General features: G+C 66.0%; 25 protein-coding genes and 3 pseudogenes. 11 read left to right on the top strand and 17 right to left on the bottom strand.

The window, feature by feature from the left end; genetic code table 11:
• Nucleotides 1-268: 268 nt before the first annotated feature.
• The 5 genes from MFF24_RS11075 to MFF24_RS11095 form a co-directional block, all read right to left on the bottom strand.
• A complete protein-coding gene (locus MFF24_RS11075; RefSeq protein WP_133090063.1) occupies nucleotides 269-1,627 on the bottom strand; it encodes an L-serine ammonia-lyase in 1,359 nt (452 codons plus the stop codon).
• Nucleotides 1,628-1,770: 143 nt separating this feature from the next.
• On the bottom strand, nucleotides 1,771-2,361 hold the full coding sequence (locus tag MFF24_RS11080; RefSeq protein WP_133090062.1) for a sarcosine oxidase subunit gamma: 591 nt from the start codon (nucleotides 2,359-2,361) through the stop codon (nucleotides 1,771-1,773).
• Nucleotides 2,354-5,341 carry a sarcosine oxidase subunit alpha family protein gene (locus tag MFF24_RS11085; RefSeq protein WP_238224474.1) on the bottom strand — a complete coding sequence of 996 codons (2,988 nt, stop codon included), beginning with the start codon at nucleotides 5,339-5,341 and terminating at the stop codon, nucleotides 2,354-2,356. Before MFF24_RS11085 ends, MFF24_RS11080 begins: the two co-directional genes overlap by 8 nt.
• Before the next feature lies 1 nt (nucleotide 5,342).
• Nucleotides 5,343-5,675: a sarcosine oxidase subunit delta gene (locus MFF24_RS11090; protein ID WP_133090060.1), complete on the bottom strand. Its 333-nt coding sequence runs from the start codon at nucleotides 5,673-5,675 to the stop codon at nucleotides 5,343-5,345.
• 15 nt (nucleotides 5,676-5,690) lie between these two features.
• Nucleotides 5,691-6,944 (bottom strand): sarcosine oxidase subunit beta family protein, encoded by a 1,254-nt coding sequence (locus MFF24_RS11095; protein WP_231343898.1) that lies wholly within the window; start codon nucleotides 6,942-6,944, stop codon nucleotides 5,691-5,693.
• 449 nt (nucleotides 6,945-7,393) lie between these two features.
• Between MFF24_RS11095 and MFF24_RS11100 the strand changes: the two genes are divergently transcribed.
• Nucleotides 7,394-8,422 (top strand): GlxA family transcriptional regulator, encoded by a 1,029-nt coding sequence (locus MFF24_RS11100; protein WP_133090058.1) that lies wholly within the window; start codon nucleotides 7,394-7,396, stop codon nucleotides 8,420-8,422.
• 383 nt (nucleotides 8,423-8,805) lie between these two features.
• Here the strand turns inward: MFF24_RS11100 and MFF24_RS11105 are convergent, their stop codons facing one another.
• The 4 genes from MFF24_RS11105 to MFF24_RS11120 all read right to left on the bottom strand — a co-directional run bounded on the left by MFF24_RS11105 (nucleotide 8,806) and on the right by MFF24_RS11120 (nucleotide 13,340).
• Nucleotides 8,806-10,155 (bottom strand): putative porin, encoded by a 1,350-nt coding sequence (locus MFF24_RS11105; protein ID WP_238224475.1) that lies wholly within the window; start codon nucleotides 10,153-10,155, stop codon nucleotides 8,806-8,808.
• Nucleotides 10,156-10,235: 80 nt separating this feature from the next.
• Nucleotides 10,236-11,072, bottom strand: coding sequence for a glycine betaine ABC transporter substrate-binding protein (locus tag MFF24_RS11110; protein WP_108941528.1), 837 nt, complete (start codon nucleotides 11,070-11,072; stop codon nucleotides 10,236-10,238).
• Between the two features lie 184 nt (nucleotides 11,073-11,256).
• Nucleotides 11,257-12,108 carry an ABC transporter permease gene (locus tag MFF24_RS11115; RefSeq protein WP_238224477.1) on the bottom strand — a complete coding sequence of 284 codons (852 nt, stop codon included), beginning with the start codon at nucleotides 12,106-12,108 and terminating at the stop codon, nucleotides 11,257-11,259.
• Nucleotides 12,024-13,340, bottom strand: coding sequence for a quaternary amine ABC transporter ATP-binding protein (locus MFF24_RS11120; RefSeq protein ID WP_238224479.1), 1,317 nt, complete (start codon nucleotides 13,338-13,340; stop codon nucleotides 12,024-12,026). Before MFF24_RS11120 ends, MFF24_RS11115 begins: the two co-directional genes overlap by 85 nt.
• 60 nt (nucleotides 13,341-13,400) lie before the next feature.
• On the opposite strand from MFF24_RS11120, the gene MFF24_RS11125 reads away from it, so the two are divergent.
• Both MFF24_RS11125 and MFF24_RS11130 read left to right on the top strand, forming a co-directional pair.
• Nucleotides 13,401-13,808: a hypothetical protein gene (locus tag MFF24_RS11125; protein WP_238224481.1), complete on the top strand. Its 408-nt coding sequence runs from the start codon at nucleotides 13,401-13,403 to the stop codon at nucleotides 13,806-13,808.
• Nucleotides 13,809-14,076: 268 nt separating this feature from the next.
• A complete protein-coding gene (locus MFF24_RS11130; protein ID WP_108941525.1) occupies nucleotides 14,077-14,292 on the top strand; it encodes a DUF6894 family protein in 216 nt (71 codons plus the stop codon).
• A 31-nt stretch (nucleotides 14,293-14,323) separates the two neighbouring features.
• Here MFF24_RS11130 and MFF24_RS11135 read toward each other — a convergent pair whose 3' ends face one another.
• Nucleotides 14,324-15,208, bottom strand: coding sequence for an alpha/beta fold hydrolase (locus MFF24_RS11135; protein WP_238224483.1), 885 nt, complete (start codon nucleotides 15,206-15,208; stop codon nucleotides 14,324-14,326).
• A gap of 62 nt (nucleotides 15,209-15,270) precedes the next feature.
• Nucleotides 15,271-16,017, bottom strand: a complete 747-nt coding sequence (gene arsH, locus MFF24_RS11140; RefSeq protein WP_283214492.1) for an arsenical resistance protein ArsH — start codon at nucleotides 16,015-16,017, stop codon at nucleotides 15,271-15,273.
• Between the two features lie 50 nt (nucleotides 16,018-16,067).
• Here arsH and MFF24_RS11145 point away from each other — a divergent pair, with 50 nt between their 5' ends.
• The 3 genes from MFF24_RS11145 to arsB are packed head-to-tail and all read left to right on the top strand — an operon-like array spanning nucleotide 16,068 to nucleotide 17,947.
• On the top strand, nucleotides 16,068-16,427 hold the full coding sequence (locus MFF24_RS11145; protein WP_238224485.1) for an ArsR/SmtB family transcription factor: 360 nt from the start codon (nucleotides 16,068-16,070) through the stop codon (nucleotides 16,425-16,427).
• The gene (gene arsC / locus MFF24_RS11150) at nucleotides 16,420-16,869 is read left to right on the top strand and encodes an arsenate reductase (glutaredoxin) (RefSeq protein WP_238224487.1); all 450 of its coding nucleotides are present in this window, start codon (nucleotides 16,420-16,422) and stop codon (nucleotides 16,867-16,869) included. The genes MFF24_RS11145 and arsC overlap by 8 nt, the downstream gene beginning before the upstream one ends.
• 10 nt (nucleotides 16,870-16,879) lie before the next feature.
• On the top strand, nucleotides 16,880-17,947 hold the full coding sequence (gene arsB / locus MFF24_RS11155) for an ACR3 family arsenite efflux transporter (RefSeq protein ID WP_238224489.1): 1,068 nt from the start codon (nucleotides 16,880-16,882) through the stop codon (nucleotides 17,945-17,947).
• Between the two features lie 20 nt (nucleotides 17,948-17,967).
• On the opposite strand, the gene MFF24_RS11160 is transcribed toward arsB, so the two are convergent.
• Nucleotides 17,968-18,597, bottom strand: a complete 630-nt coding sequence (locus tag MFF24_RS11160) for a phosphatase PAP2 family protein (RefSeq protein WP_238224490.1) — start codon at nucleotides 18,595-18,597, stop codon at nucleotides 17,968-17,970.
• 109 nt (nucleotides 18,598-18,706) lie between these two features.
• On the opposite strand from MFF24_RS11160, the gene MFF24_RS11165 reads away from it, so the two are divergent.
• The 4 genes and pseudogenes from MFF24_RS11165 to MFF24_RS11180 all read left to right on the top strand — a co-directional run bounded on the left by MFF24_RS11165 (nucleotide 18,707) and on the right by MFF24_RS11180 (nucleotide 20,201).
• Nucleotides 18,707-19,168 (top strand): tetratricopeptide repeat protein, encoded by a 462-nt coding sequence (locus tag MFF24_RS11165; RefSeq protein ID WP_238224491.1) that lies wholly within the window; start codon nucleotides 18,707-18,709, stop codon nucleotides 19,166-19,168.
• Nucleotides 19,169-19,216: 48 nt separating this feature from the next.
• A pseudogene (locus MFF24_RS11170) lies at nucleotides 19,217-19,614 on the top strand (transposase); the annotation flags it as partial.
• Nucleotides 19,613-19,717 (top strand): annotated as a pseudogene (locus MFF24_RS11175) (SOS response-associated peptidase); the annotation flags it as partial. The pseudogenes MFF24_RS11170 and MFF24_RS11175, both read left to right, overlap by 2 nt.
• A 4-nt stretch (nucleotides 19,718-19,721) precedes the next feature.
• Entirely contained in the window at nucleotides 19,722-20,201 is a 480-nt protein-coding gene (locus MFF24_RS11180) for a PDDEXK-like family protein (protein WP_238224492.1), read from the top strand.
• Nucleotides 20,202-20,250: 49 nt separating this feature from the next.
• On the opposite strand, the gene MFF24_RS11185 is transcribed toward MFF24_RS11180, so the two are convergent.
• Complete coding sequence (locus MFF24_RS11185) at nucleotides 20,251-21,015, bottom strand: site-specific integrase (protein ID WP_238224493.1); 765 nt, start codon at nucleotides 21,013-21,015, stop codon at nucleotides 20,251-20,253.
• A gap of 11 nt (nucleotides 21,016-21,026) precedes the next feature.
• Nucleotides 21,027-21,953 carry a DUF6538 domain-containing protein gene (locus MFF24_RS11190; RefSeq protein WP_238224494.1) on the bottom strand — a complete coding sequence of 309 codons (927 nt, stop codon included), beginning with the start codon at nucleotides 21,951-21,953 and terminating at the stop codon, nucleotides 21,027-21,029.
• Between the two features lie 333 nt (nucleotides 21,954-22,286).
• Between MFF24_RS11190 and MFF24_RS11195 the strand changes: the two are divergent.
• Nucleotides 22,287-23,928, top strand: a pseudogene (locus MFF24_RS11195) (ISL3 family transposase).
• 356 nt (nucleotides 23,929-24,284) lie between these two features.
• Here MFF24_RS11195 and MFF24_RS11205 read toward each other — a convergent pair.
• Genes MFF24_RS11205 through MFF24_RS11215 form a run of 3 tightly spaced genes read right to left on the bottom strand, consistent with a single transcriptional unit; the run spans nucleotide 24,285 to nucleotide 26,946 of the window.
• Nucleotides 24,285-25,184, bottom strand: coding sequence for an NAD-dependent epimerase/dehydratase family protein (locus tag MFF24_RS11205; protein WP_238224495.1), 900 nt, complete (start codon nucleotides 25,182-25,184; stop codon nucleotides 24,285-24,287).
• Nucleotides 25,181-25,759: a dTDP-4-dehydrorhamnose 3,5-epimerase family protein gene (locus MFF24_RS11210; RefSeq protein ID WP_308445598.1), complete on the bottom strand. Its 579-nt coding sequence runs from the start codon at nucleotides 25,757-25,759 to the stop codon at nucleotides 25,181-25,183. Before MFF24_RS11210 ends, MFF24_RS11205 begins: the two co-directional genes overlap by 4 nt.
• The gene (locus tag MFF24_RS11215; protein ID WP_238224498.1) at nucleotides 25,708-26,946 is read right to left on the bottom strand and encodes a class I SAM-dependent methyltransferase; all 1,239 of its coding nucleotides are present in this window, start codon (nucleotides 26,944-26,946) and stop codon (nucleotides 25,708-25,710) included. Before MFF24_RS11215 ends, MFF24_RS11210 begins: the two co-directional genes overlap by 52 nt.
• Between the last annotated feature and the right edge of the window lie 24 nt (nucleotides 26,947-26,970).

The following is a 26,970-nucleotide window of genomic DNA, read 5'->3' on the forward strand; positions in this document are numbered from 1 at the left end:
ATGCGCATGCATTGTGCAGAAAAGACCATGTTTTAGCAGATTGCTTACCTATTATGCATGGAGGCCGCCCGCCGGGCCGTCGTCGCCCGTGATCTGCGGTGGACGGCCGGGCCACCGGAGCCACGCTTTCCGAGGCCGGCCCCCCTTTCGAACGATGCCCTGAACGCGAAAAACCCCTCTGCCGGAGCCGGCAGAGGGGATGGGATCGGTCGAAGGCCGGAACGGATCGGCCGCGTCGCGAAACACCCGCTTCCGTCGCAGGGGTGCGTCAGCAGGCGGCGACGTTGACGGCCAGCCCGCCGAGCGAAGTTTCCTTGTACTTGGCCTGCATGTCGTGGCCGGTCTGGCGCATGGTCTCGATTACCTCGTCGAGGCTAACCCGGTGCTGGCCGTCGCCGCGCAGCGACAGGGAGGCGGCCACCACCGCCTTGTTGGCACCGAAGGCGTTGCGCTCGATGCAGGGCACCTGCACGAGACCGGCGATCGGATCGCAGGTCATGCCAAGATGGTGCTCCATGGCGATCTCGGCGGCATTCTCGATCTGGAAGGCCGAGCCGCCGAGCGCCGCGGTGAGGCCTGCCGCCGCCATCGCCGCGGCCGAGCCGACCTCGCCCTGGCAGCCGACCTCCGCCCCCGAGATCGAGGCGCGGGCCTTGATCAGCCCGCCGATGGCGGCGGCGGTGAGCAGAAAGTCGCGTCCGCGCTCGTCGTTCCAGTCGGGACAGAAGTCGCGGGTGTAGCGCAGGACCGCCGGCACGATCCCGGCCGCGCCGTTGGTTGGCGCCGTCACGACGCGGCCGCCGGACGCGTTCTCCTCGTTGACGGCGAGCGCGTAGAGGCTGATCCAGTCCATGATTTCGTGGGCCGGGCGGCTGTTGGCGAGTTTGGTCGCCTCCAGCGACTCGTAGAGCCGCTTGGCGCGTCGCCGAACCCGCAGGCCGCCGGGCAGTTCGCCGTCCATGCGCAGGCCGCGCTCGATGCAGGCGAACATCGCGTCGCGGACCGCGTCGAGGCCGGCATCGATGTCCGCGCGCGAGCGCAGGGTCAGTTCGTTGGCGAGCTGAATCTGGGGGATCGTCAGCCCGGTGCGCAGCGTCAGGTCGAGGAGTTCGCGCCCGCTGCCGAAGGCCAGCGGCGGCTCCTGCCCGGCCTCCCCGGCCGAGGCGGCCTCGGCTTCCGCGGCCGTGACGACGAAGCCGCCGCCGACCGAGTAGAAGATCTGGTCCTCGACCGCGTCACCGGCGGCATCGTAGGCGCGGAAGCGCATGCCGTTGGTGTGCAGCGGCAGGATGTCCTTGAAGTTGAAGACGAGGTCGCGCTCGGTGTCGAAGTGGACGCCCGGAATGCCGAGATCGCCGGTGCGGCGCAGTTCGTCGGCGAGCGGAGCGGTCCGGTCGGGATCGATGGTGGCGGGCGCGTGGCCGAGCAGCCCGAGCAGGATCGCCACGTCGGTGCCGTGGCCGCGGCCGGTCCAGGCGAGCGAGCCGTAGATCTCGGCGCTGATGCGGGCGACGCCGCCGCGGGCGAGCACGGTGTCGCGGAACCGGCGCGCGGCGACCATCGGCCCGACGGTGTGAGAACTCGACGGACCGATCCCGATCTTGAACAGATCGAAGGTGCTGATCATCGGATCCGTTGCTCTCTAAAAAGGCGCCTCGCCCTCAGGCGGATGCACGTTTGGGGGAGGCACGCATCACAACAGGATGGCCGGGGCCGCGCGGGGGCATCGGCGACGAGATGGGCTCGCCGCCCACATGCATCAATCCCGCATCAATGCGTGGCCGACCCTTCGACCCCGAACACGGCCTCATTGAGGAAGCCGTGGACGTAGGTCGAGAACGAGCGCCAGCACTCGACGCGGTAGAGCGGCGCGGCGGTTGCCCGGATCAGCACGATCTCGGCCTTGCCGAGCAGGGTGCGGGTGGCGCTGCCCGGCGGGAAGGCGGCCTCGGACAGGTCGATCGGGCAGCCGGCATTGAGCGCGACCGCCGCCTGCCGGCCCGATACGTCGATGCCGACATTGCGGTGCGAGACATCGACCAGCGAGTGGGGCAGCCCGGCCAGCGCCTCGTGGATGCGGCCCTGCAGCAGGTCGGCGTCGGCCTCCGGACCGCCGACGAGCCACTCGTCGGGCCCGAGGCGGGCGATCCAGACCTCGCCGTCGGTGCCGACCGTGTTGATCGGCGCGTCGAGCACGAGTCCGCCGACCTTCGGCGCGGCGCCGGCACCGAGCCGTGCCCGCAGGGAGAAGCGCGATTCGGCGCCCACGGGGCGGACCGACACGCCCGAACCCGAGGAGACGGGACGGGACACGGCGCCGAGCGGCAGGGCGCGGGCAGCGCGGTAGCGGGTCTCAAGCATTGATGCGCTCCCCCTGGACGTCGAAGAAGACCGGTTCGCAGACGGTGACGCGGGTGAACCCGTCCGGCGTGGTGACGTGGAGATGGCCGCCCATCCGCTCGCGCCCGCCCTCGACCAGGGCCAGCGCGATGGAGCGGCCGCAATTGGCGCTCCAGTAGCTCGACGTGACGTGGCCGAGCATGTGCATCGGGATCGGCTGACCGGTGTCGGCGACGATCTGCGCGCCCTCGTCGAGGACGAACTTGGAATCGTCGGTCATGAGCCCGACGAGCTGCTTGCGGCCGGTGGCCACCACATCGGGACGCGCCAGCGAGCGCTTGCCGACGAAGTCCTTCTTCGCCTTCGGGATCATCCCGGCCATGCCGACATCGTCCGGGGTCACCGTGCCGTCGGTCTCCTGGCCGACGATGATGTAGCCCTTCTCGGCGCGCAGCACGTGCATCGTCTCGGTGCCGTAGGGCGTGATGCCGTAGCGCTGGCCGGCCTCGAACACCGCCTCCCAGACCGCGCGGGCGTGGTCGGCGGGCACGTTGATCTCGAAGCCGAGCTCACCGGTGAACGACACCCGGAACAGCCGGGTCGGCACGCCGCAGATCGTGCCCGTGCGCATCGCCATGTGCGGGAAGGCTTCGGGCGACAGGTCGATGCCGTCGACGAGCGGGGCGATCACGTCGCGGGCCTTCGGGCCCTGGAGCGCGATCACCGCCCATTGCTCGGTGGTCGAGGTGAGGAACACCTCGAGGTCCGGCCACTCGGTCTGGAGGTAATCCTCCATGTGGCCGAGCACCCGCGCGGCACCGCCCGTGGTGGTGGTGACGTGGAAGCACTCGTCCGAGACGCGGGCGACGACGCCGTCGTCGAGGATGTAGCCATCCTCCTTCAGCATCAGCCCGTAGCGGCAGCGGCCCGGCGCGAGCTTGGTCCAGGGGTTGATGTAGAGGCGGTTCATGAACTCGGCCGCATCCCGGCCGACGATCTCGATCTTGCCGAGCGTCGAGGCGTCGAAGATGCCCACACCCTCGCGCACCGCCTTGCACTCGCGGGCGACCGCGGCGTGCAGATCCTCGCCGGCCTTCGGGAAGTACCAGGCGCGCCGCCACAGGGCGACGTTCTCGAACAGGGCGCCGTGGGCCTCGGCCCATTCATGGATCGGCGTGGTTCGGATCGGGTCGAACAGCGCGTGGCGGGCCGGGCCCACCAGCGCGCCGAAGGTCACCGGGGTGTAGGGCGGGCGGAAGGTCGTGGTGCCCACCGCCGGCAGGGCCTTGTCGAGTTGCCCGGCGACGATGCCGAGGGCGTTCATGTTCGAGGTCTTGCCCTGGTCGGTCGCCATGCCGGTCGTGGTGTAGCGCTTGACGTGCTCGATCGACTGGAAGCCCTCGCGGACCGCGAGCTTGATGTCCTTGGCGGTGACGTCGTTCTGATAGTCGACGAAGGCGCGGACCTTGGTCGGGTTGGCGTCGGTCGGCATGATCCGCACCGGCTGGAAGCCGGTCAGCGTCGGCGTCGCGGCGAAGTCCCGGCGCTCGTCCGAGCCCGCGGCGGCGGCACCGGCGGCGAAGCCGTCGCCGAGGCAGGCGGCGAGGTCGTAGGTGCCGCGGGCGGCGCCCGCCGAGCGCTCGGCCTGGGCCGAGATGCTCGGCACGAAGGCATCGATGGCATCGTCGTAGCGGAGCTTGCCGCGAGACTGCGAGAACAGGTGGACGGCGGGCGTCCAGCCGCCGGACATGCCGACGCAGTCGCAAGAAAGAATGCGACGGCCGCCGCACCGGCCGTCGCTCCCGACAGGCGCCACGATTAGACCCGTGACGCGCTTTCGGCCCTTCGATCCGACCACGGTGTGGCCGGTCAACACTTCGGCCCCGGCCGCGCGCAGCTGCGCCAGCTCCGGCCCGCAATCCGCCTCCAGGCGCAGATCGACGAGGGTGACGTCGAGGCCCGCAGCCCGCGCATCGAGCGCGGCTTGGTAGGCGGAGGCGCCGCTCGTGGCGAAGACGAGCTTGCGGCCCGGCGCCACGCCGTAGCGGTTGAGGAAGACCCGTACGCTCTCGGCGAGCAGGATGCCCGGCCGGTCGTTGTCGGCGAAGACGAGCGGACGCTCGTGCGATCCGCCGGCGAGCACCACCTGCTCGGCGCGCACCTGCCACAGGCGCTCGCGGGGGGCTTGCCCCGCGGCGGACGGCAGGTGGTCGGTGACGCGCTCGGTCATCGCGACGTGGTTGTGGTTGTAATAGCCGAAGGCGGTGGTGCGGGAGAGCAGGATTACGTTTTCCCGCGCGTCGAGATCGGCCAGCGTCTCGGCGAGCCAGCTTGCGGCGGGGCGTCCGTCGATCTGCGAGGTCGTGTCGTGCAGGAGCGAGCCGCCGGGCTCCGCGCCCTCGTCGGCGAGGATGACCCGCTTGCCGGTGCGCGCGGCGGCGAGCGCGGCGGCGAGACCGGCCGGACCGGCGCCGACGACGAGCACGTCGCAATGGGCGTGACGGTTGGCGTAGCGGTCGGGATCGGCCTGGGTCGGGGCCTTGCCGAGACCGGCCGCGGCGCGGATGAACGGCTCGTAGACCCGGTCCCAGAACTTCCGCGGCCACATGAAGGTCTTGTAGTAGAAGCCCGCCACGAAGACCGGCGACAGCAGATCGTTGACCGCGCCGACATCGAATTCGAGCGAGGGCCAGTGGTTCTGCGAGGCCGTGCGCAGCCCGGAGCGCGCCTCGACCACGGAGGCGCGGTTGTTCGGGTCGGTCCGGCCGGGCCCGCGATCGACCGAGAGCAGCGCGCTCGGTTCGTCCGGGCCGTGGCTCAGGATGCCGCGGGGGCGGTGATACTTGAACGAGCGCCCGACGAGGTGGATGCCGTTGGCGATGAGCGCCGAGGCGACGGTGTCGCCGGCGTAGCCGTGAACCGGCTTTCCGTTGAATTCGAAGACGATGGGGCGGGTGCGGTCGATGCGTCCGCCGCGGGACAATCTGAACGGCTGTGCCATCTCACGCCCTCGTCTCGCTCTGGGTTGCGGAATCGGTTCCGAGAATCGTTCCGGGTTTCACGCCGGATTTCGACGGCTCGCCGATCGGATAGGTCTCGATGAAGCGGTCGCTGATCGTGTCGCGCAGCGCGTTGAACCAGCGGCCGCAGCCGTGGATGTGGCACCAGCGCTCGGCATGCACGCCCTTGGGGTTGGCGCGCACGAACAGGTGCTCGCTCCAGCCGCCGTCATCGACGGTCATCGGGTCGGCCGGGCGGGCGATGTGGGCTTGGCCGCCGCACCGGAACTCGGTCTCGGGCCGTTTGCCGCAATGGGGACAGGCGATCAGCAGCATGGGTCTGGCTCCGGATCAGTGCGCGACGGCCGCGGCGGCGGCTTCGTCGATGAGGCGCCCGGTGCGGAACCGGTCGAGGGTGAAGGGCGCGTTGATCTTGTGCGGCGTGCCGGTCGCGAGCGTGTGGGCGAAGACGTGCCCCGAGCCGGGGGTCGCCTTGAAGCCGCCGGTGCCCCAGCCGCAATTGACGAACAGGTTCTGAACCGGGGTCTTGCCGATGATCGGCGACCGGTCCGGCGTCACGTCCACGATGCCGCCCCAGGAGCGCAGCATCCGCATCCGGGTGAATTGCGGAAACAGCTCGCAGATCGCGTCGAGCGTGTGAGTGGTGATGTGGAGGCCGCCCTGCTGGCTGTAGGAGGTGTACTGGTCGGTGCCGGCGCCGATGACCAGCTCGCCCTTGTCGGATTGCGACAGGTAGGCATGGACCGCGTTCGACATCACCACGCAGGGGAAGCACGGCTTGACCGGCTCGGAGACCAGCGCCTGGAGCGGGTAGCTTTCCAGCGGCATCGACACGCCGGCCATCGACATCAGGGTCGAGGTGTGGCCGGCGGCGACCACGCCGATCCGGCCGGCGCCGATGAAGCCGCGGCTGGTCTCGACACCCACCGCCGCGCCGGAGGCGTCGCGGCGGATGCCGGTCACCTCGCAGTTCTGGATGATGTCGACGCCGCGGGCATCGGCGCCGCGGGCATAGCCCCAGGCCACGGCGTCGTGACGGGCGGTGCCAGCCCGGCGCTGGAGCGCGCCGCCGAGCACGGGGTAGCGTAAGGAGCCCGAGATATCGAGCGGCGGGCAGAACTCCTTGCACTCTTCCTTCGACAGCCACTCGTTGTCGATGCCGTTGAGGCGGTTGGCGTAGACGTGGCGCTTGAAGCTCTGGACGTCGTGGATGTTGTGCGCGAGCATCAAGACGCCGCGCTGGGAGAACATGATGTTGTAGTTCAGCTCCTGGCTGAGCCCCTCCCAAAGCTTGAGCGCGTGCTCGTACATCGCCGCGCTCTCGTCGTAGAGGTAGTTGGAGCGGATGATCGTGGTGTTGCGGCCGGTATTGCCGCCGCCGATCCAACCCTTCTCCAGCACCGCCACGTTGGTGATGCCGTGCACGGTGGCGAGATAATAGGCCGTCGCCAGCCCGTGTCCGCCGCCGCCGACGATGACGACGTCGTAGCGGGGCTTCGGTTCGGGCGCGCGCCACTGGCGGCCCCAGCCGGTATGGCCCCGCAGGGATTCGGAAAGCAGCGACGTGAGGGAGAAGCGGCGCATCGGTCGACCTTGCGGTGTTGACGGATCATGGTCCGCCCATCGCCCCGGGGCTTGATCGACGGCGACCGCGAGTTTGGGATTCCCGACTTCAGCCGTTTTCCGAGAACGCGCTGCTCGGGCGGCCCCATCGACCGGTTCGAGAGACGGCTCCGCGGCTTGCCCGACAAGTCTCTCGGATCGGCCTGTTGACTGACAATCCAGGCCTCTTGTCTGGTCACGCCGCCGTGAACGGGGCGGCGAACAAGAATTATTCTATTGCGTTCGGCCGACGATCGGAGATTAAGTTCCGGTATGGGCGCCGCCTCGGCGGACGTGCCGCCGCCTGATCGACGGAGCCGGTTGCAACCGGAGCGATCCTGCATCGCTTCCTCGCCGGCGAAAGGTCGGCGCGGCACGTGAATTGCCCATCAAGCCGCGGCATAGGCCGACAAACGGTGGTCGGGATGGAAATGACGATAGCTGCCGGGGAGACGGGCCCGGCTCATACGGTGGCCGCGAGCGAGGCGATCACCGGGAGAGGCATCGCCGTCGGCTTCATGCTGGTCGACCGCTTCTCGATGATCGCCTTCTCCTCGGCGATCGAGCCCCTGCGGCTCGCCAACCGCGCGGTTGGCCGCGATCTCTACCGTTTCTCGCTGTGGTCGGAGGATGGGGCCAAGTGCACCGCCTCGAACGGGATCGAGGTCAAGGTCGCGGGCCGTTTCTGCGACGCCCAGGATTTCGACATGATGGTCGTGTGCGGCGGCGTCGACATCCAGCGCCCGGATCACCGCGCCCTCCATTCGGCCCTGCGCCGGTGCAGTGCCCGCGGTGCGGCGATCGGGGCGGTCTGCACGGGCACCTACGTGCTGGCCAAGGCCGGCCTCCTCGACGGATACCGGGCGACGATCCACTGGGAGAATCTGCCGGGCCTCGTCTCGGAGCATGACGGGCTGGAGATCGGCTCGGATCTGTTCGAGATCGACCGCAACCGCTTCACCTGCGCGGGCGGCACCGCGGCGGCCGACATGATGCTGTCGCTGATCATGCGCGACCACGGGCCGAGCTTGGCCTCGGAGGTCGCCGACCAACTCATCCATCACCGCATCCGCGAGTCCGGCGAGCGCCAGCGGATGGACCTGCGCATGCGTCTCGGCGTCTCGCACCCGAAGCTGTTGCGGGTGGTGGGGCTGATGGAGACCTCACTGGCCGAACCGCTCGGCAGCCAGGAGCTCGCCGACGCGGTGCAGCTCTCGACCCGCCAGCTCGAGCGGTTGTTCCTGAAGTATCTCGGCCGTTCTCCGGCCAAGCACTACCTGCGCATCCGTCTCGAGCACGCCCGCACCCTGATCCGGCAGACGGCGATGCCGCTGCTCTCGGTGGCCTTCGAGTGCGGCTTCACCTCGGCCTCGCACTTCTCGAAGGCCTATCTCGACTGTTTCGGCCAGCCGCCGAGCGCCGAGCGGAAGATCGGACCGGCGCAGGGCGCACGCGCCTGAGCCGCGGCGGCCGTCCGTTCGAGTCCCCCTCCCCCGACTCCAATGAGGCTGGGCTTCGGCAGGATCGCATTCGGCCGAGCCAGGCTCAGCGCGTTTGCCGCCGTTGCACGACGGCAAGGCTCACGGCCTGAAAACGAGAACGCCGGCTCCCTCGGAAGCCGGCGTGTCGTTCGCGAAGATGACGTATTCTGGAGAGGCTGGCCTTGCGAACGTCGGGCCGGCGTCTCCGGATCGTTGCGCGTGCTCCCGACGAGCCGGAGACCGCCTCGTCGGAAAACGCTATAGGGCATCGTCCTGGATATCGGATCCGGGACGATGCTTGAGATTATTATTTTTGCATCGACTTTGTCTGAAGGCCGGTGGCCACCTTTCGGGACGATGCTCTAGAAGTAATACCCGATATTCATGATGAAGCGCGACTTCCAACGGTTCTCGCCGCCCTGGGCGAGGCCGTTGTTGAATTCGCCGACGCCGACATAGGGGTCGTTCCGGCCGATGGCGGCCTCGGTGTAGATGATCAGGTTCGGGTCGGCCGTCAGCGTCCAGGCCCCGCCGAGTGTGAAGCGCTCGCTGGCCCGGAACGCCGCCTTGTCCTTGTAGAAGGCGCTGTAGCCGACGAAGGGCACGACCGTGAACGGTCCGATCGGATCGGGCACCTTGTAGGTCACCTCGCCCGAGACGAAGTTGCCGCGTGTGGCGAGATTGTACGAGAAGTCGAAGCCGCCGATCGTGATGAGGTCGTTGCGGAAGGGGTTCTTCGGGTCGATGTCCTGGCGGACGTAGATCGCCTTGAAGCCCCAAGGGCCGTAGGTGCCCAGTGCGTGCAGGCCTTCGAGCTGCTTGGTGCCGGTCTGACGCGTGTCGAAGTTGTAGATGTCCGAGTGCCAGATCGAGGCGCCGAAGGCGAGCGAGGCGGTGTCGTTCTTGAGAACGAAGTACTCGGCCCGGCCGATGAACATGTTCTGTTCGGCGTTGCTGGTGCCGTTCGTGACATAGGGGTCGGCGCGAACGATGTTGGTCGAGTAACGCGCGCTATCGAGGCTGAGGCCGAAGGCGTTGGGATTGGCGCCCGGATAGAAGCCGACCTGATAATTGAAGTCCGGCTCGACATGCGAGAACTTGACGCCGAAATTGTAGACTTCCTCCAGCCCCATGGCGAAGCCGAGAGTTTCGAGGAAGCTCGTCCCGTAATACGGGGTCAAGCCGAACGGAGACTGGTTGAGGCCGACGGTGATGCTGTCCTCGGGCGTGAATTTGTAGCCGATATAGGCGAACATCGGGAAGTGGACTTCGCCCGGATTGCCGCGATACCCGTTGCGTGGGCCGTAGATCGAGCTGCCGCCGTAGAACCGGTACTGTGCCGCGCCGAAGATGGTGTCGGAATCGTAGGCCGCCTTGAGCGCGAGGGTGTCGAAGTCGAAGTTCTCCCGCGCCTTGCGGACGCCGCCGCGGCTGGCATCGTCGAAGCGCCAGTCGTAGCGGGCGCGGATGGCGCCGCCGAAGGTGAAGGTGCCGGTGTTGGTCTTGCCCTTCGGCGGCCCCAGGTCGAAATTGCTCAGGGAATCGGGCGCGTCGCGGGGGTCGGGGACCGCGACCGGCTGCTCGCGGTTGACCTGGCTGGGCTCGGCATCGACCTCGACGGGGCCTCGCGCCTGCGCCGCTGCCCCCGACGGGCACAGCATCACCCCCGCGGCACAGGCCACTAGGGCCGCCGCCAAACCGTTCGCCGTCATGTTCCCCGATCCCCCTCCACCGAATTCCCGAATCGTCTTCCGAGCTGTCTCCGGTCGTTTTCAGCTCGCGGGCGGCGGCATCACTTCAGCCAGCCGTCGACCGTCGCGCGGTTCCGCGCGATCCACTTCGCGGCGGTCTCCTCGGGCTTGGCGCCCTTCTCCTCGTTCTCCGCCATCACGGCTTCTTCGTCCTGGATGGTGAGCTTGAACTTCTCGAGGATTCCGTAGACCTCCGGCATGTCCGCCTTGAGCCCCTTGCGGGCCAGCGTGTTCACGCTCTCGGCTTCACCGAAGCTCTTCTTGGGGTCGGCGAGGTATTTCAGGTCGTAGCGCGCGAACATCCAGTGCGGCGTCCAGGCGGTGACGACCACGTCCTTCTTCTGCCGCACCGCGTCCTTGAGCGCGCTGGTCATCGTGGCATCGCTGCCGTCGAGCAGCTTGACCTTCAGGCCGTAGGCCTTGATCGCCGCCTCCGAACTCTTCATGACGCCGGCGCCGGGATCGATGCCGACCACCTTGCCGTCGACCTCGGACGCCTTGGTCGCCAGATCCTCGATCGAGTTGAGCGACGAGTAGGCGGGCACGGCCCAGCCGATCCTGGCGCCCGTGACGTTCGGGCCGATCAGGTCGATGCGGTTCTTGAGTTTTTCGTAATAGGCGCCCTGCGTGACGGGGAGCCAAGCCGCGACGCTCGCATCCGCATCGCCCGTCGCCACGGCCTGCCACATGGCGGCGGCCGCGAGCGGGATCGTCTTGACCTGATAGCCCTTCTCCTCGAGCGCGAGCTTGAGGATGTTGGTGGCGACCACGGCGTCGGCCCATTCCACGTAGGCGATCCGAACCTGCTTGCCTGCCGCCTCGGCCGGCGTGTGGACCAGGGCAAGGCAGGCCATCACACCAAGTATCGGAGCGCGCATGGGTCGGACCTTTCAGGATAGTTTGAGGATGTGCGGCGTTATTGGGCCGAGCTTTTGCTGTTCGGGCGCTGGGCCTGAAGTTCAGGTGCCGAGGCTGTTCGGTGATGATTTAGGTTTTGCAATATATGATGGTATTTCGTCCGGAGTGCAATCTTTGTTTGCGCTCCGGCCGAAGGTGTAACCTTCAGGCAACACCGTGGGGGCGGGCCCGGGCTGCGAGGGCCTGGGTGACGCGGTCGAGGATGACCGCCACGATCACGATGCCGATGCCCGCCTCAAACCCGGCCCCCGCCTCAAGGCGTTGGATCGATTGCCAAACCGCGCGGCCGAGGCCACCGGCACCGATCATCGCCGCGATGACGACCATGGAGAGGGCGAGCATCATGGTCTGGTTGACGCCGGCCATGATCGTCGGCAGCGCGAGCGGCAATTGCACCTTGAACAGCTTCTGGGTCGCCGAGCTGCCGAAGGCATCGGAGGCCTCGACGAGTTCACTCGGCACGTTGCGGATGCCCAGCGCCGTCAGCCGGATGACCGGCGGCACCGAGAACACGATCGTCGCGAAACAGGCCGAGACGGCACCGAGCCCGAAGAAGGGCAGAGCCGGGATCAGGTAGACGAAGCTCGGCAGGGTCTGCATCATGTCGAGCACCGGCGAGAAGGTCCGCCAAGCCCGTCGGCTGAGCGCGAACCAGATCCCGACGGGAACGCCGATCACCAGCGCCGCGGCGGTGGCGATGCTGACGAGGACCAGGGTCTCGACCGTCGCCTGCCACAGCCTCAGGTTCCACAGGAACAGCAGGCCGGCCAGCGTCAGGAGCCCGATCTTGCGGCCGCCGACACGATAGGCGGCGAGTGCCGCGATCGCGATGCAGATCCAGGGCGGGATCGAGACGAGCGCGGTGGTCAGCGTCTCGATCCAGTCGGAGACGGTGCGGCTGACGGCGCGGGTCAGCCAACTGCCATGCTCGGTGAGCCAGTCGAGACCGTTGTCGCTGAGCGTGTCGAGGGGAAATTTGGGGACGCTCCACTCCATCGCGGTGCTCCTGACGGCTTCGAGAGGATCTGTTGACCTGTCTGCGACAGGCCGTGTGTGCCCGGGCGTGCGGCCAGCGCCTGCACCACGTCGCGGCTCGTGACGGAGCCGATCAGGCGCCCGTCCCTGCCGACGACGGCCACGCGCTCCTCGGCGGCGATCGTGGCGAGGATGGTGTCCAGCCGGCGATCCGCCTCGACGACGGGCTGCCCGAGATCGAGCAGGCCGGCGACGGTCTCGTCGGGTCGCGCGGCGGCGAGCCTGTCGGCGAAGATGCGGCCGACGAGTCGCCCGTCCCCGTCGGCGACGAGCCAGGAGCCGGCGCTCGCCCCGCCGAGGGCAATGCGCGCCTCGGCCACCGTCTGCGTGGGCGCCAGCCGGGGCGCGGAGCGGTCCGCGACCTGTTCCGCCCGCAGAACCGCAGCGAGGTCGATATGCTCGACGAACCGCTCGACATACTCGGTGGCCGGATGGGCCACGATGTCCTCGGGCTGCCCGATCTGGACCACCTCGCCGTCCTTCATCAGGACGATGCGACCGCCGAGCGCGATGGCCTCGTCGAGGTCGTGCGAGACGAAGACGATGGTCTTCTTGAGCGTGCGCTGAAGGTCGCGCAGCTCCGCCTGCATGTCGCGCCGGATCAGCGGATCGAGGGCGCTGAACGCCTCATCCATGAGGAGAATGTCCGCATCCGCCGCGAGCGCCCGCGCGAGACCCGCGCGCTGCTGCATGCCGCCGGACAATTGGCTGGGATACTTCGACTCCCAGCCCTTGAGGCCGACGAGTTCGATCGCCTGCATCGACCGCTCGACCCGCTCCTTGGCCGAGACCTGCTTGATCTCGAGCCCGAATCCGACATTCCCGAGGATGGTCCGGTTGGGCAGCAGGGCGAAGTGCTGGAAGACCATGCCGAAAGTCTTCTGGCGGAAGGCGAGCAGTTCCTTGCGCCCGAGCCGGGTGACGTCCACCCCGTCCACGACGATCCGTCCGCAGGACGGCTCCACCAGCCGGTTCATGCAGCGCAGGAGCGTCGACTTGCCGGAGCCGGACAGGCCCATCAGGACAAGGATCTCGCCCTCCTCGATGTCGAACGAGATGTCACGCAACCCGACGACGCCACCGCAGGCGGCAGCGATGTCGCTCTTCTGCTTCCCCTGAGCGATCAGATCGAGCGCCGTGGACGAGTTCGAGCCGAATATCTTGCTGATACCTTCAAGATTGATCCGGCCCATGGGGAAAGCCTTTCGATTTGGAGCGATATTGTCCTCGATCGAAATTTTTATAGTTTTATCTTGGACGATCAAAGGTTATTTTCAGTCATTCAAGGCGGCTTGTCGTATTGCGACGTTTTATTGGCGCCGGACGACGTCCCGGCAGTTTATCGCTGCAATGGTGTGCGTCCGGCAGGGGTGTGGCGCGAATCCGAGCAGCGCTGTCCAGAAAAGTTGCAAGATATGTGCGAGTTTTGGGCATCATGGCTGCCGCCGCGCGGCGATACGGCGGAGGTATCCGCCGTCCGGGCGCTGGACCGTCAGCGCGTCTTGGCGGGGTCGGGCGCTCTTATGCTCGGTGGCGTGGAATACAACATCGGAGTGAACCGTGTTCGAAACGCGGGCCTCGACGGTGGAAACTTGATCAAGACGGCGATGGTCTTTTCTCGACCCGGAAAAGGACTGATCTCACAGCGCGCGTTGCGGTGATCGCGAGGCTTCCCCCATCACGTCGATGCGTTTGGTCCGGGAGCGGCTGCCGCAGCGGGCGACATCCGCGGGGCCGCGACATACGCGAGGCGGCTGGGCCGGGAGGCCTTGGCGCCGGCCTGTCCCCAAGCCGCCCTGGCGATCAAAACTGAGTGTAAGTCCCTGCCGGCGCTGAAGGCCGCATTGCTCTTTTCCACGCCTTGTCCCCATATGGAACGAAAGGCGAACGAAAGTCTTTTCAGGGTCGATCAGGAGGAAAAGGGCGCCCATGGCACGCTACCGCTTCCACGCGACGAATGGCTACGAGTGCGTGTTCGACGCGCAGGGCAAGGAGATCCGTGTCCCCGAGCGCCTCGTGCGGCGCGCCGACGAGGTGGTTCAAGAGGTGATGAGCAGCCTCGCGGACCGCGAGGATTGGTCGGAATGGCACGTCACCGTGCACGACCTCAGCGGCCGCCGCGTGCTGGTGAAGCCGTTCGTGTGACGGTCGGCGCGGTCGCGAAACCGCGGCGCGCTCAAGCCAGGAAATCGCGAAGGGCAGCGAGCACGAGGTCGGGCCGCTCCTCCTGCAGGGTGTGGCCGCAATCGAGCGCGAAGCCGCGCACCTCGTGGGCCTTCTCGCGCCACGTGGCCGGCACGTCGTAGGTCCGCCCCACCGTCCCCCGCGCGCCCCAGAGGGCCAGGAGGGGCGCCTCGATCCGCCTTTCGGCATCGGCCGCGTCGTGTTCCAGGTCGATTCCCGCCGCCGCCCGGTAATCCTCGCAGATCGCGTGGCGCGTGGCCGGATCGCGGTAGACGCGCAGATATTCGGCGAAGAGCTCCGGGCTCGGGCTGCCCGGTGTCTTCGACTGGCCCTCGACATGGGTGCGCAGGAAGAATTCCGGGTCGGCCGCGATCAGGCGCTCCGGCAGGGGCGCCGGCTGGATCAGGAAGAACCACCAGAAATAGGCCGTGGCGAAGGCCTTGTCGGTCCGCGCGTACATCGTCGCGGTCGGCGCGATGTCGAGCACGGCGAGCCGGGTGACGGCGTCGGGATGATCGAGCGCGAGGCGGTGGGCGACGCGCCCGCCGCGGTCGTGCCCGACCACGGCAAAGCGGTCGTGGCCGAGGCGTCGCATCACCGCCACCGCGTCGGCGGCCATGGCACGCTTGGCGTAGTTGGCGTGGCGTTCGCCGCCCTCCGGCTTCTGCGAATCGCCGTAGCCGCGCAGATCCATCGCCACGACGCTGTGGCGCTCGGCCAGAGGTGGGGCGACGGCGTGCCAGGTCGCGTGGGTCTGCGGATGCCCGTGCAGCAGCAGGACCGGCGGCCCGGACCCGCCGACGGACGCGCGGATGCGCAGGCCGTCCGCATCGATGTCGTGAAGCGTGAAGCCCGCCAGAAACGGATCGGCCGTCATGGTCCACACCTCAACCGAGCGAGCTGCGCCTCGCCCCCGCATGCAAGCCCTACCGCAAGCCCTTATTCCTTGGCGAAGCCGATATCGGCGGCTACTGCCTTCAGCCGCTCCGGCTCGCGCTCCCTGCGCTCGGAATAGCGGTCGACGAGGTACCCGGCCCGTCCGCGGGTGAGAAGCGTGAACTTCATCAGTTCCTCGCAGACATCGACCACTCGGTCGTAGAGCGGTCCGGCCTTCATCCGGCCGGCCTCGTCGAACTCCTTATAGGCCATCGGCACCGAGGACTGGTTCGGGATGGTGGTCATCCGCATCCAGCGCCCGAGCACCCGCAGGCTGTTGACGGCGTTGAAGCTCTGCGAGCCGCCCGAGACCTGCATCACCGCCAGCGTCCGCCCCTGCGTCGGGCGCACCGAGCCCTCGCTCAAGGGCAGCCAGTCGATCTGGCTCTTCATGACCCCGGTCAGGTTGCCGTGCCGCTCGGGACTGACCCAAACTTGGCCCTCGGACCAGATCGAGAGGGCGCGCAACTCCTTCACCTTCGGATGGTCGGCCGTGCCGTCGTCGGGCAGCGGCAGGCCGTGGGCGTGGAAGAGGCGCACCTCGCCGCCCATCGCCTCCAGCAGCCGCGCCGCCTCGTAGGCCAGGAAGCGGCTGAACGAGCGCTCCCGCAGCGAGCCGTAGAGGATCAGGAAGCGCGGCGCGTGGGAGAGCGGTGCCGGCGCCTCCAGCGCTTCCGAGGTCGGCACCTCGAAATGGGCCGCTGAGAGGTTCGGCATCCCGTCGGAGAAGGAAGGCTGAGGCTTGTCCAAGGCGTTGGATCCCGATACGTTTCAACGTGTGTTGAAATGATGGATCGATCATGAACGAACGGCAAGCCCTCGCGGCCTTCGCCGCGCTCGGTCAGGAGCACCGCCTGCGGGTCGTGCGCGCCCTGGTCACCGCCGGGCCGGAGGGGCTAGCGGCCGGCGCGCTCGCGACCGTGGTCGGGGTCGCGAGCACCAACCTCTCCTTTCACCTGAAGGAGCTTTCCCATGCCGGGCTGATCACGTCCCAGCGGGAGGGCAAATCCGTCATCTACAGCGCCGCCTATGCCGGCCTGTCGGACCTCATCGCCTTCCTGATGCGCGATTGCTGCCAGGGCCGGCCGGAGGTCTGCGACACCGCGCTCGCCGCCCTCTCCGCCTGCGATTGCCCCACCGGAGACACCGCCCATGTCTGAGCCCGCGTCCGAGCCGTTCGACGTCGTGATCTACCACAACCCGGCCTGCGGCACCTCGCGCAACACGCTGGCGATGATCCGCAACGCTGGCATCGAGCCGCATGTGGTCGAGTACCTGAAGACACTGCCGAGCCGGGCGCTTGTCCGTCGAATGCTGGCGCGTGCCGGCCTCTCGGTTCGGGATGTTCTGCGCGAGAAGGGGACGCCCTATGCCGAGCTCGGCCTGGCTGATCCGGCGCTCACCGACGCGCAACTCCTCGACGCCCTCGCGGCCCACCCGGTCCTCCTCAACCGGCCGCTGGTGGTGAGCCCGCGGGGCGTGCGCCTGTGCCGGCCGTCCGAGGCGGTGCTGGACCTGCTGCCGGGCCAGCAGGGCGAATTCGTGAAGGAGGACGGCGAGCGCGTCGTCGACGCGCACGGCCGTCGCGTCGCCACCGCTTGAGGAACCGCCGGTGTCCCTGTTCGAACGCTACCTCACCCTCTGGGTGGCCCTGTGCATCGTGGCCGGCATCGCGCTGGGCCACGTCATGCCCGGCTTCTTCCACGCCGTCGGCTCGGCCGAGATCGCCCGGGTGAACCTGCCCGTCGCCGTCCTGATCTGGCTGATGGTCGTTCCCATGCTGCTCAAGATCGACTTCGCCGCGTTGCGCGGGGTCGGGCGGCACTGGCGCGGCATCGGCGTGACGCTGTTCATCAACTGGGCGATCAAGCCCTTCTCGATGGCGGCGCTGGCCTGGCTGTTCGTGGGCACCCTGTTCCGGTCCTCCCTGCCAGCGGACCAGATCGACAGCTACATTGCGGGCCTCATCATCCTGGCGGCCGCGCCCTGCACCGCCATGGTGTTCGTGTGGTCGAACCTGACGCGGGGCGAGCCGCACTTCACCCTGAGCCAAGTGGCGCTCAACGACAGCATCATGGTGGTGGCCTTCGCCCCCATCGTCGGCCTGCTTCTGGGCCTCTCGGCCATCACGGTGCCTTGGGGCACGCTGGTCCTGTCGGTGGGGCTCTACATCGTGATTCCGGTCCTCATCGCGCAGGTCCTGCGCCGCAGCCTGCTCGCCTCCGGCGGCCCGGCCGCGCTCGGCCGGCTGCTCGGCCGACTCGGACCGGTTTCGCTGGCGGCGCTCCTGGCCACTCTGGTCCTCCTGTTCGGCTTCCAGGGCGAGCAGATCCTGGCCCAGCCGGCGGTCATCGCCCTGCTGGCGGTCCCGATTCTCATCCAAGTCTACCTGAATTCGGGGCTCGCCTACCTGCTGAACCGCGTCGCGGGCGAGCCGCACTGCGTCGCCGGCCCGTCGGCCCTGATCGGTGCCTCGAACTTCTTCGAACTCGCGGTGGCCGCCGCCATCAGCCTGTTCGGCTTCCACTCGGGCGCGGCGCTCGCCACCGTGGTCGGTGTTCTCGTCGAGGTGCCGGTGATGCTCTCGGTCGTGTGGATCGTGAACCGCAGCCGGGGCTGGTACGAGCGAGGTGGGGCGCGCAAGGACCTGAGCCTGGACCCTGCGTCCCGCCAGGCCTGAACCGGCGGGCGGGCCCTGCCTCAGGACACCGACGGATCGTGACCCGCATCGTCAGGCTTCGGGCGCAGAATGCGGTGGCTGACCGCTTCGGCTCCGACACCGATCGCGGCGCCGGCCAGGACGTCGACCGGGAAATGGGCTCCCCGGACGACCTGTATCGCCGCGACGCCGGCAGCGGCGATCGCCGCCGCCGCTGCGAGGCCGGGATAGGCGCGGGCCACCGACCGGGCGACGGCAAAGCTCAAGGCGGCGTGCCCTGACGGGAAGGATTGCCAGGGACCGATGCCGGTTCCGGGCCGGCCGCGTGCGTAGCGCCCCTCGTCCATCAGGACGTTGGGACGGGTGCGGTGGACCGTCCGCTTGATCGTGGTCTTGACGATGCTGGCCGCGATGCCGGCCGCGAGCATGTCGCGTCCCGCCTCGGCAAGACGGCGGTCGCCGACGGCCGTACCGCACGCCAGAACCGTGACCGACAGGGCGAGAAGGGACTGCCAGCTGCCGACCTCGCCGACGGATCCGAGGGCGCGATTGGCCGGGTGATCCTTCGTCCGCGCCAGCGAAACGCCGGTTGCGACATCAAGGGCCTCGAGGCCGCTGACCAGTCCCGCGGTTCGGGCACGGATCGGATGTCGCGAGATCTTCGAAAGCATGGCCGTAAACGCGGCCGGCCGGGAATCGTTCGCGACCGCCGGACTGGGCGAATTAATCACTTGTTAGGCATCCCGCCGATACCGTCCCGCCGTTACGGGAATGTCGGCTATGCTCGAGCACCGCAAGTCACGCACGATCGAGCACGCCGGCGCGCCGGACCCGTTCGAGCGCACCCTGTCCAAGGCCGTCGCGCACCGGGTGGCCGGGCGCTTCCAGAAGGCCCGCAGCAACCTTCAGCGCCTGCTCGACGCCGCGCCTCAGCATGCGGAGGCGCACCATGAACTCGGCCTCCTGACCAGCAAGGCGGACGGGCCCGGACCGGCGGTGCCGCACTTCGTCGCCGCCCTGAGAGCGGAACCCGAGCAACCGCGCCACTGGCTGGCGCTCGCGCAGTCGCTCCTTGTGCTCAATCGCGTCGGCGAAGTGCGCGCCCTGATGGAGCAGTTCTGCAGCCGCGGCCTCGTGGATGACGGCGGCCGCGCCGCGCTCACCGTGAGCATCAACGGTAATGTCACGCTCGGAGAAGGCGTCTTGTTCGCGGCCGGCAGCATGTTGATCCGCCCCCACTGAAGTGGTCCGCCCTGAGGTATGGCTTTTGAGCCAGATGAGGACGGGCAGATGGGAACGAAGCGGCATAAGCCGGAAGACGTGGTCGCCAAGCTGCGGCAGGGGGATGTTCTGGTCTCGCAGGGCCAGAGCGTGGTGGAGGCGATCCGGGCCATCGGCGTGACGGATGTGACCTACTACCGCTGGCGCAAGGAGTACGGCGGCCTGAAGAGCGATCAGGTTCGACGGATGAAGGACTTGGAGGTTGAGAACCAGCGGCTGCGCAAGGCGATTGCGGATCTCACCCTCGACAAGCTGATCCTGCAGGAGGCGGCTCGGGGAAACTGACCAGCCCCGCGCGCCGACGCGCCTGCATCGCGCATGTCATGAACGTCCTAGACGTCTCCGAGCGCCGCGCCTGTCGGGCGCTCGGGCAGCATCGCTCGACGCAGCGCAAGGTGCCGCGGGGAGGCGCCCACAGATGAGGCGCTGAGGCTGCAACGTCCGCTGCCTGATACAATGATGAAGGAGGTGGCGCGAGGCGAGCGTCACGATAGGGAGGCTCACAGCTAACGTCATGGAAGAAAAGCGCAAAGCGGTCTCGCCTGCCCGCTCCAATGCGGGGAACACCCACATGGCAGGTGAGATGTTCGTCGCGGCTGAATTGGCGAAGCGCGGTTACTCGGTCTCACTCACCATGGGAAATGCCAAGGCAGTGGACCTATTCGCCGAACGGAACGGCAGGGCTATCTGCGTTCAGGTGAAGGCCATTGCCCATAAGCGTAATGTTGGCTGGCCGTTACCCTTCGACAAGTCGAAGATCATCGACCGAGTGCTTTACGTCTGCGTGGTCCTCAACGAAATTGGAGTTGCGCCGACCTACTACGTCCTGCCGCCCAACGAGGTTCGTGAGCGGGGCCGCTGGTATGAGACACGGGCCACTCTCGACATCGGCCGCTTGCGGGGCGGCGGATTTGAGGGGGCGTGGCACCTGATTGATGAGGCTCTTACGGGACTTGATAGCTTGGCGGATGCCCCTGCGGAGGGACACCTGTAGACGCTAAAATACCACGCTCATTGCTCGTTCTACGAGGGCTCTGAGTTTCTTAGTTGCGTGCTTGCAAATGGGCCAAGTCCAAGCCCGCGTAACGCACCTTCTCAATCTCCCGGTACAGCGTCGCGGCCTTGAGTCCCTTGCCGTAGATGGCCTCCTCACCGTCGCTATCACGGCGCCACCCGCCCAGCGCACGGACCCGTTCAAGGCCAATCTCGGCCTCCCTCAGCGCGTCCCGATAGTTGTGTCTGAAGCTGTGGAAGGAGACCCCTTTCACCTCCATGTCGAGCTTTCCGAGAAAGCGGCGCTTGTCGTTGAACCACTTCGAGAATGGGCCTGACAGGTACCCCAGGCTATCGGGCTTCAGCTCGGGGAATAGGCGCTTCTCTCCCCTCCCTCGCATCTCCTCAGCGAACGCCAGAAACCCGATGCGCTGAAGCTCATGGTGGACCGGCACGAACCGCTTACCGGCCTCGGTCTTCACCCGCTTCTTGTCCGCTTCGTCGGCTCCCGGCTCGCCAGCATCGTCAATGAAGATGACCGGCACGCCCTCAAGCTCGGCCACGTCGTCCACGCGGAGCTGACAGCACTCGCCCAGCCGCATCCCCGTCCAGAGCGACAGGAGGGGCACCCAAAAACGCCCACGTCGGGTCACGTTCGGGCCGGGCTTGGCGTAGCCCTCCTCATCATTCTGGCAGCCCGTATAGAGGGGCGCGTTGAAGATGGCCTGGAGCTGCTCCGTGCTGAACGGCTGGCGAAGGTCGCGCTGGTCCCGGTCATCAGGCAGGGCCAGCCCCTCGGCCGGGTTGCGGACCACTCTCCAGTTCTTCACGCCCCACTTGAACAGGGCCGAGAGGTTGTGGAGTAGTTGTTGACCGCCGCGACCCCGAGGCGCTCCAGTTTCTCCGCATCGGCCACCTTCGCGGCATCCCCAAGGGACAGCTTCGGGAGCCGCTGAGTGGCGTTTCGGGGCAGCCGCATGATGACGTTGCGGATACGCTCGCAGTCCATGCGGTGGATGCTGTCCACGGGGGTCTCAGAGCCCAACAGCTCCCTCATGGCGCGGAAGACGGTCTGATAGGTCTTCAGCGTCCCCGGAGTGCGGCTGCGGGTCGGGTCCGCGAGATAGGCCGTAATGAGTTCCTCGACGGTGCAGGAACCGGGCGTAGAGGCTGCTGAGGGCAGCGCCGGTGTGTCGACCACCTCACCCACGTTGCGCTCCTGCAGGGCCTTGGAGAAGCGTTTCTGAGCCTTGAGCATTGCGTAGGAGAGGCGGCTCCACGCCTCCGTCCCAGGACGCACGTTGAGACCTTGAGATTGGAGCACCTCCTCCATCTCGAAGGCCATGAGGCTTTGGTCGCCGCGTGCCAGGGCTGCCCCACCGCCCATGTCGAGGATGTCTGCGGCTTCGACCTTCTGCCGTAACGCGCGCTCCGAGAGCCCTTCACGGCGGGTTTCCTCATCCTCCTCCAGCACCCATGCCAGCCAGATAGAGGCGAGCCGCTCGGCTTCCGCTACGGACAGTTCATGCGATGGGCCGTCCACGAGGCGACGCGCGGCGTCTAACTGCCGATCAAACTCCACGGACTTGAGGCGCGCACGGCGCACCGCTTCGGCCCGGTCGGATGTCCCGAGGGCAATCCACTTCTGCCCACTGCGCCCGCCAGGGATCACCTCACGCAGCTCGGGAGGCACCCAAGCGCGGAACGAGTAGGTGCCGTTAGGGCGGCGAACGAGGCGGGTTTCGAGGCCCATTAGAGAGGAGCACCTGTAGCAAGGACCTGTAGCACAGGTGCCTGCCAACCCTCTGAAAGTCAACGCTTCTCGCCGTATCAGGTACTTAGAGGCGGTTTGGCGGAAGGGGTGTCCGACGCAGGGTACTAAACATGCTAGGTTTTTCGCCGTATCAGGGGCTGTGCCCAAGCATTTGCCCAAGCGGGTTGTTCACGCTTTTGTTCGTGCAGGTAGATGATTCAGTGGGCAGGAAAAATGCGGCCCCCCACGGGGTGGTTCATCGGCGAGTTTGGTGGATCGAGGAGCGTGACAGCTGGGTCTTGGCGTGGTGGGTTTGGCCTCGCAAATCGGGGTATGACTCAGCTCTTCCCTCTGCCTAGCTGCCGCCTCGTGCGTGTCGTGCGGCACGGCCCCACCGCGATCACCCTCCTCGCCGAAGCGAAGCGCGATTACGCCCGCTGCCCGACATGTCGGGCGGTCAGCGCCTCGGTCCATAGCCGGTATCGGCGACGACCCGCCAATCTGCCGGCCAGCGGCGAGGCCATCCGGCTGCAGTTTGAGGTTCGGCGCTTCTACTGCCGCGACCCAGCCTGCCACCGCAAAACTTTTGCCGAGCGCTTCCCGAAGCTGCTCGCCCGCCATGCCCAACGCACCCGCCGGCTGGCTGCGGCACAGGCCCGGACCGGTCTCGCACTTGGTGGGTAGCCCGCCGCCCGCTTGCTCACTCACCTGGCCATGCCGTCCAGTGCCACGACCCTGTTGCGGACGATCCGGAGAATGCCGTTGCCGAAGCCACCTGGACCTTGCGTCGTCGGCATTGATGACTGGGCGCTGCGCAAGGGGCGGACCTACGGCACCGTCGTCGTCGATCTCGAACGCCGACGACCTCTCGACCTGCTGCCCGACCGCTCGGCCGAGACGTGGGCCGCATGGCTCCGCCGCGAGCCGCAGATCCGGCTCGTGGCGCGCGATCGTTCGACCGAGTACGCCCGCAGCACCACGCTGGGCGCGCCGACGGCCGTGCAGGTCGCCGACCGCTGGCATCTCCTGCTCAACACCCGCCAGATGATCGAGCGCTGGCTCGCCCGTGTCCACCCACGCCTGAAGCTGTTGCCGGCGACCACGGCGCCAGCGCCCTCGACCCAGCGCATCAGAGCCTATCCGCGTGCACCCGCCGAAATGCTTGCACGCGCCGCGGTGGTCGATCGGTGGGAGGAACTCTACCACGATGCGTCGCCGCCGTGCAGGCGGGCAGTCGCTCCGCCAGATCAACCGAGAGACCGGCCTGGTGCGGGCCACGGTGCGCAAGTACGCCTTCGCCGAGCGCTTCCCATGTCATGGCCGACGCGGGCCGGGGCGCAGCATCCACGATCCTCATCTCCATCACCTACACGCCCACCAGGCCGCGGGGTGCGAGAACGCCATGCAGCTCTGGCGCGAGCTGCGGTCCCGCGGCTTCGCCGGCACCGTCAAGCAGGTCAGACGCTGGCTGTCCGAGCGGCGCACGCGCCCGGCCAGGACCACGATCTGGCGTCTCCAGAGGTCGCGGCTCATGGCGCCCGCCGCACCGCCGCCGCTACTCTCGCCGAAACATTTGTCGTGGCATCTCCTGCGCGAGCTGGACGATCTCGATGTTGAAACCGCTGCTGTGGTCGCGCGTGTGCTGCAGGATGACGAGGCTGCCAAGGTCGTCAACCTCGGCCGACGATTCTGTCGGATTGTCCGCAGCCGCTGCCGCGGCGGGCCGGCCAAGCCCGCCATCGCCCCCTCCTTCGACGCTTGGCTGAGCGATGCCCGAGCCTGCGGTGTGCAGGTGGTCCAGAGCTTCGCCGCCAGCCTCGCTCAGGATGGAGCCGCTGTTCGTGCCGGCCTTCGCCTGCCCTGTAGCAGCGGACAGGCAAAGGGGCAGGTCAACCGGCTCAAGCTCCTCAAGCGCGCCATGTACGGCCGGGCCAAGCTCGACCTTCTGCGTCGCCGCTTCCTACTCGCAGCGTGATCCACCAAACTTGACGATGAACCACCCCGTGGGGGCCGATCAGTCGCCTGCCGCCTGCGTGACGTTGACCCCGCGCTCCTGAACCAAGCAAACCGCTTTGATCTTGAACTCACTCCCAAAATTGCGTCGCTGCATGGAGCACCTCCGTCTTCATCATCACACCTAAACCGGGTGTCCGTTAAGCCGGCAGCAGACCAGCCGACCCCAGCGAGGGGCGGCGGGACCCAAAGGCGTATGTCGGAGCTAAGCATTAGGAATTAGATTCAAGTGGCGACAAAGGATAGTTATTTTATGCCGATAAATCTATGGTGTGACTTCAGATCGACATACGCTTAGCCAAAGCCTACTGTCGATCACTAGCTTACATGATTCCGCCACCAATCGGCAGTCGACTTCAAACCTGACTCGAGGCCGTAGCGTGGTGTAAATCCGATTGTCTCGTGCAATATTTTTGTATCGGCTACCAGCAGCGACGGTTCGCCTAAAGTAGAAGGACGTACTCCGAAGTTGACAAGGTCGAGTCCACCGAGTTCTTCTGCAAGAATTTCGATCAGGTGACGCACGGCTACCGGAGAGCCTGAGCCGATATTAAATGGGCCGCAATGGGTGTGGTGCAAAGCGGCTATGAATGCGCTTGCAACGTCCTCGACATGAAGAAAATCACGCTGCTGTCGACCTTCAGTAGTATTGATCTGGTGCCTCCTCGCCAATGCTGATGCAACGTCCGACACTAACCGATCGGCGGCTTCACCCGGCCCATATAGCCAAAAGACGCGCCCCCAAGCGACGGGCAAACCTGACTCTTCGCCGAAGGCACATACAGCCCGGCGTGTCGCATCCTTAACCTTGCCGTACAAAGTAGCAGGTGCGATCCCCGAATTCTCGTGTAATCGACCGATACCGGTCCAATCATACTCGGCGCAGCTTCCAGCCATCACAGCGCGAACACCGCCAGCGTCGACGAACGCGCGAGACAGGGCGAACGTAGCCGCAGCCCAGTCGAGGTTGTCTGAAGCGCTCCAAAATTTTCTAGGGATAGCGTTCCATGCTAAGTGGATGAGATGAGTTGGTCTAACGCGACTGACCAAATCGGCCGAAGCCCCTGGCGTCAAGAGATCTATGGGTTCGAAGCGGACAGCTGGATTACTAACGAGTGGCCGTCGACTGGCAGCAACAACATCTACGCCTTGGCGCTCGAGTTGTGCCACAACATTCCGGCCAATGAATCCTGATGCGCCAGTCACTAGCACCCTCATAGGCACCAATCCGCATAGTTCGCATCACGCTCAGACAGAATCGGTTCGGCAATGGGCCAATCGATTTTAAAAGCGGGATCGTCCCACCTAATTCCGTCGCTTAGTCCCTGTTTGAAGCTGGGCGTAATCTGGTAAAGAACATCAGTCCTGTCCGCAAGAGTTTGAAAGCCATGGGCCAAGCCTGGAGCGATGTATAGACCGATACAATTGTCGGCGCTTAGCTCCTCACCGATCCAACGGCCGCGTGTCCGAGATCCAACCCGCAAATCCAGTGCCACATCGAAGATCGCGCCCCGCACGCAGCGCACAAACTTTGCCTCCGCATATGGGTGCGGCTGGAAGTGCATTCCTCGCAGTGTTCCAGCCTTGATATTGTGTGAGATGCTTGATTGCTCAAATAGATGTGGCAGACCGTGTACAGCGAACTCGTCGGCGCAGAACGTTCTTACGAAACTACCGCGCAAGTCGTGGCGAGGCTCGGGTAAAACCCGCCAGACTCCCTCGATTGCAGTCTCGCGGAAGATCACGGGTGGACCTGCACTGTCGGGATTGGCGTTACAAATTGCCCCCCCCATTCTCGCACACCGGCCATCTGCTCCATAATTTCGTCTTTAAGGTTCCAAGGCATGATTAGGACATAATCGGGACGGCGTTCGAAGATAGCCTCAGGCGGCCGAATAGGAATCCTTACACCCGGCAACAAGCGGCCAATTTTGTGGGGACTACGATCTACTGTGAACTCGACGAGCTCGGGGCCAACACCGCAATAGTTGAATAGAGTATTGCCTTTTGCCGGTGCGCCGTATCCGACTACAGATTTGCCTTGACGACGTGCAGTCACTAGGAAATCTAATAGATCGCATTTTATTTTCACCACCTCATCGGCGAAGCGACGATAAGTGGCGATATCACTCAGGCCTGCAGCAAGCTCTCTCTCCAACATATTCTCAACCCGCCGCGTATCGGGCCGCGCGACATTTGTATTGTGGCAGATGGATAGCCGCAGTGATCCACCATGTGTAGTTAGCTCTTCTACGTCGAACACTCGCATGCCATGAGTGGCAAAAATTCGTCTAGCGATAGTGAAGGACAGGTAGCTAAAGTGCTCATGGTAAATCGTATCGAACTGTCGATTTTCGATTTGGCTGAGTAGATGAGGAAATTCGACGTTCGCGATACCCTCTGGCTTTAAGAGAATTTGGTAACCAGCAACAAAGTCGTTGATGTCAGGAACATGCGCGAGTACGTTGTTCGCCGCCATCAAGTCGGCTCGAAAGCCTTTCTCAACGAGACGTGATGCAGTCGCTCGACCAAAAAAAGCTATTTCGCTTTGAATTCCTCGATCTTTCAATGCAACTCTAGCAGTATTAGCCGTAGGCTCAATTCCAAGCACTGGGATGCCGGCTTGTTTAAAATATTGTAACAGGTACCCGTCATTCGAGGCGATCTCAATTACCAACGATTCGGGACCCAGGGTTTCGCGTTCGATCATACTTTCAGCGTACGCTTTCGCATGCCTCAACCACGATTCGGAATAGGATGAGAAGTATGAATACTCGTCTGAAAACATATTTTCAGCTTTCTCGAAATCGATTAGCTGAACAAGAAAACATTCCTCGCAAACGTATGCATGCAGAGGGTAGAACGGTTCCATTGCCTGTGCATGTTCCAGAGACACGAAGTCGTTAGAGATTGGCGACATACCGAGATTTGCGAAGCTGGTCTGAAGCGGTGTGTCGCAGAAGCGGCAACGGCCTTTCATATCAATGTCCTTCCGGCCCTAGTT

This window comes from Methylorubrum aminovorans (genome assembly GCF_022179725.1).
Lineage (GTDB): Bacteria > Pseudomonadota > Alphaproteobacteria > Rhizobiales > Beijerinckiaceae > Methylobacterium > Methylobacterium aminovorans.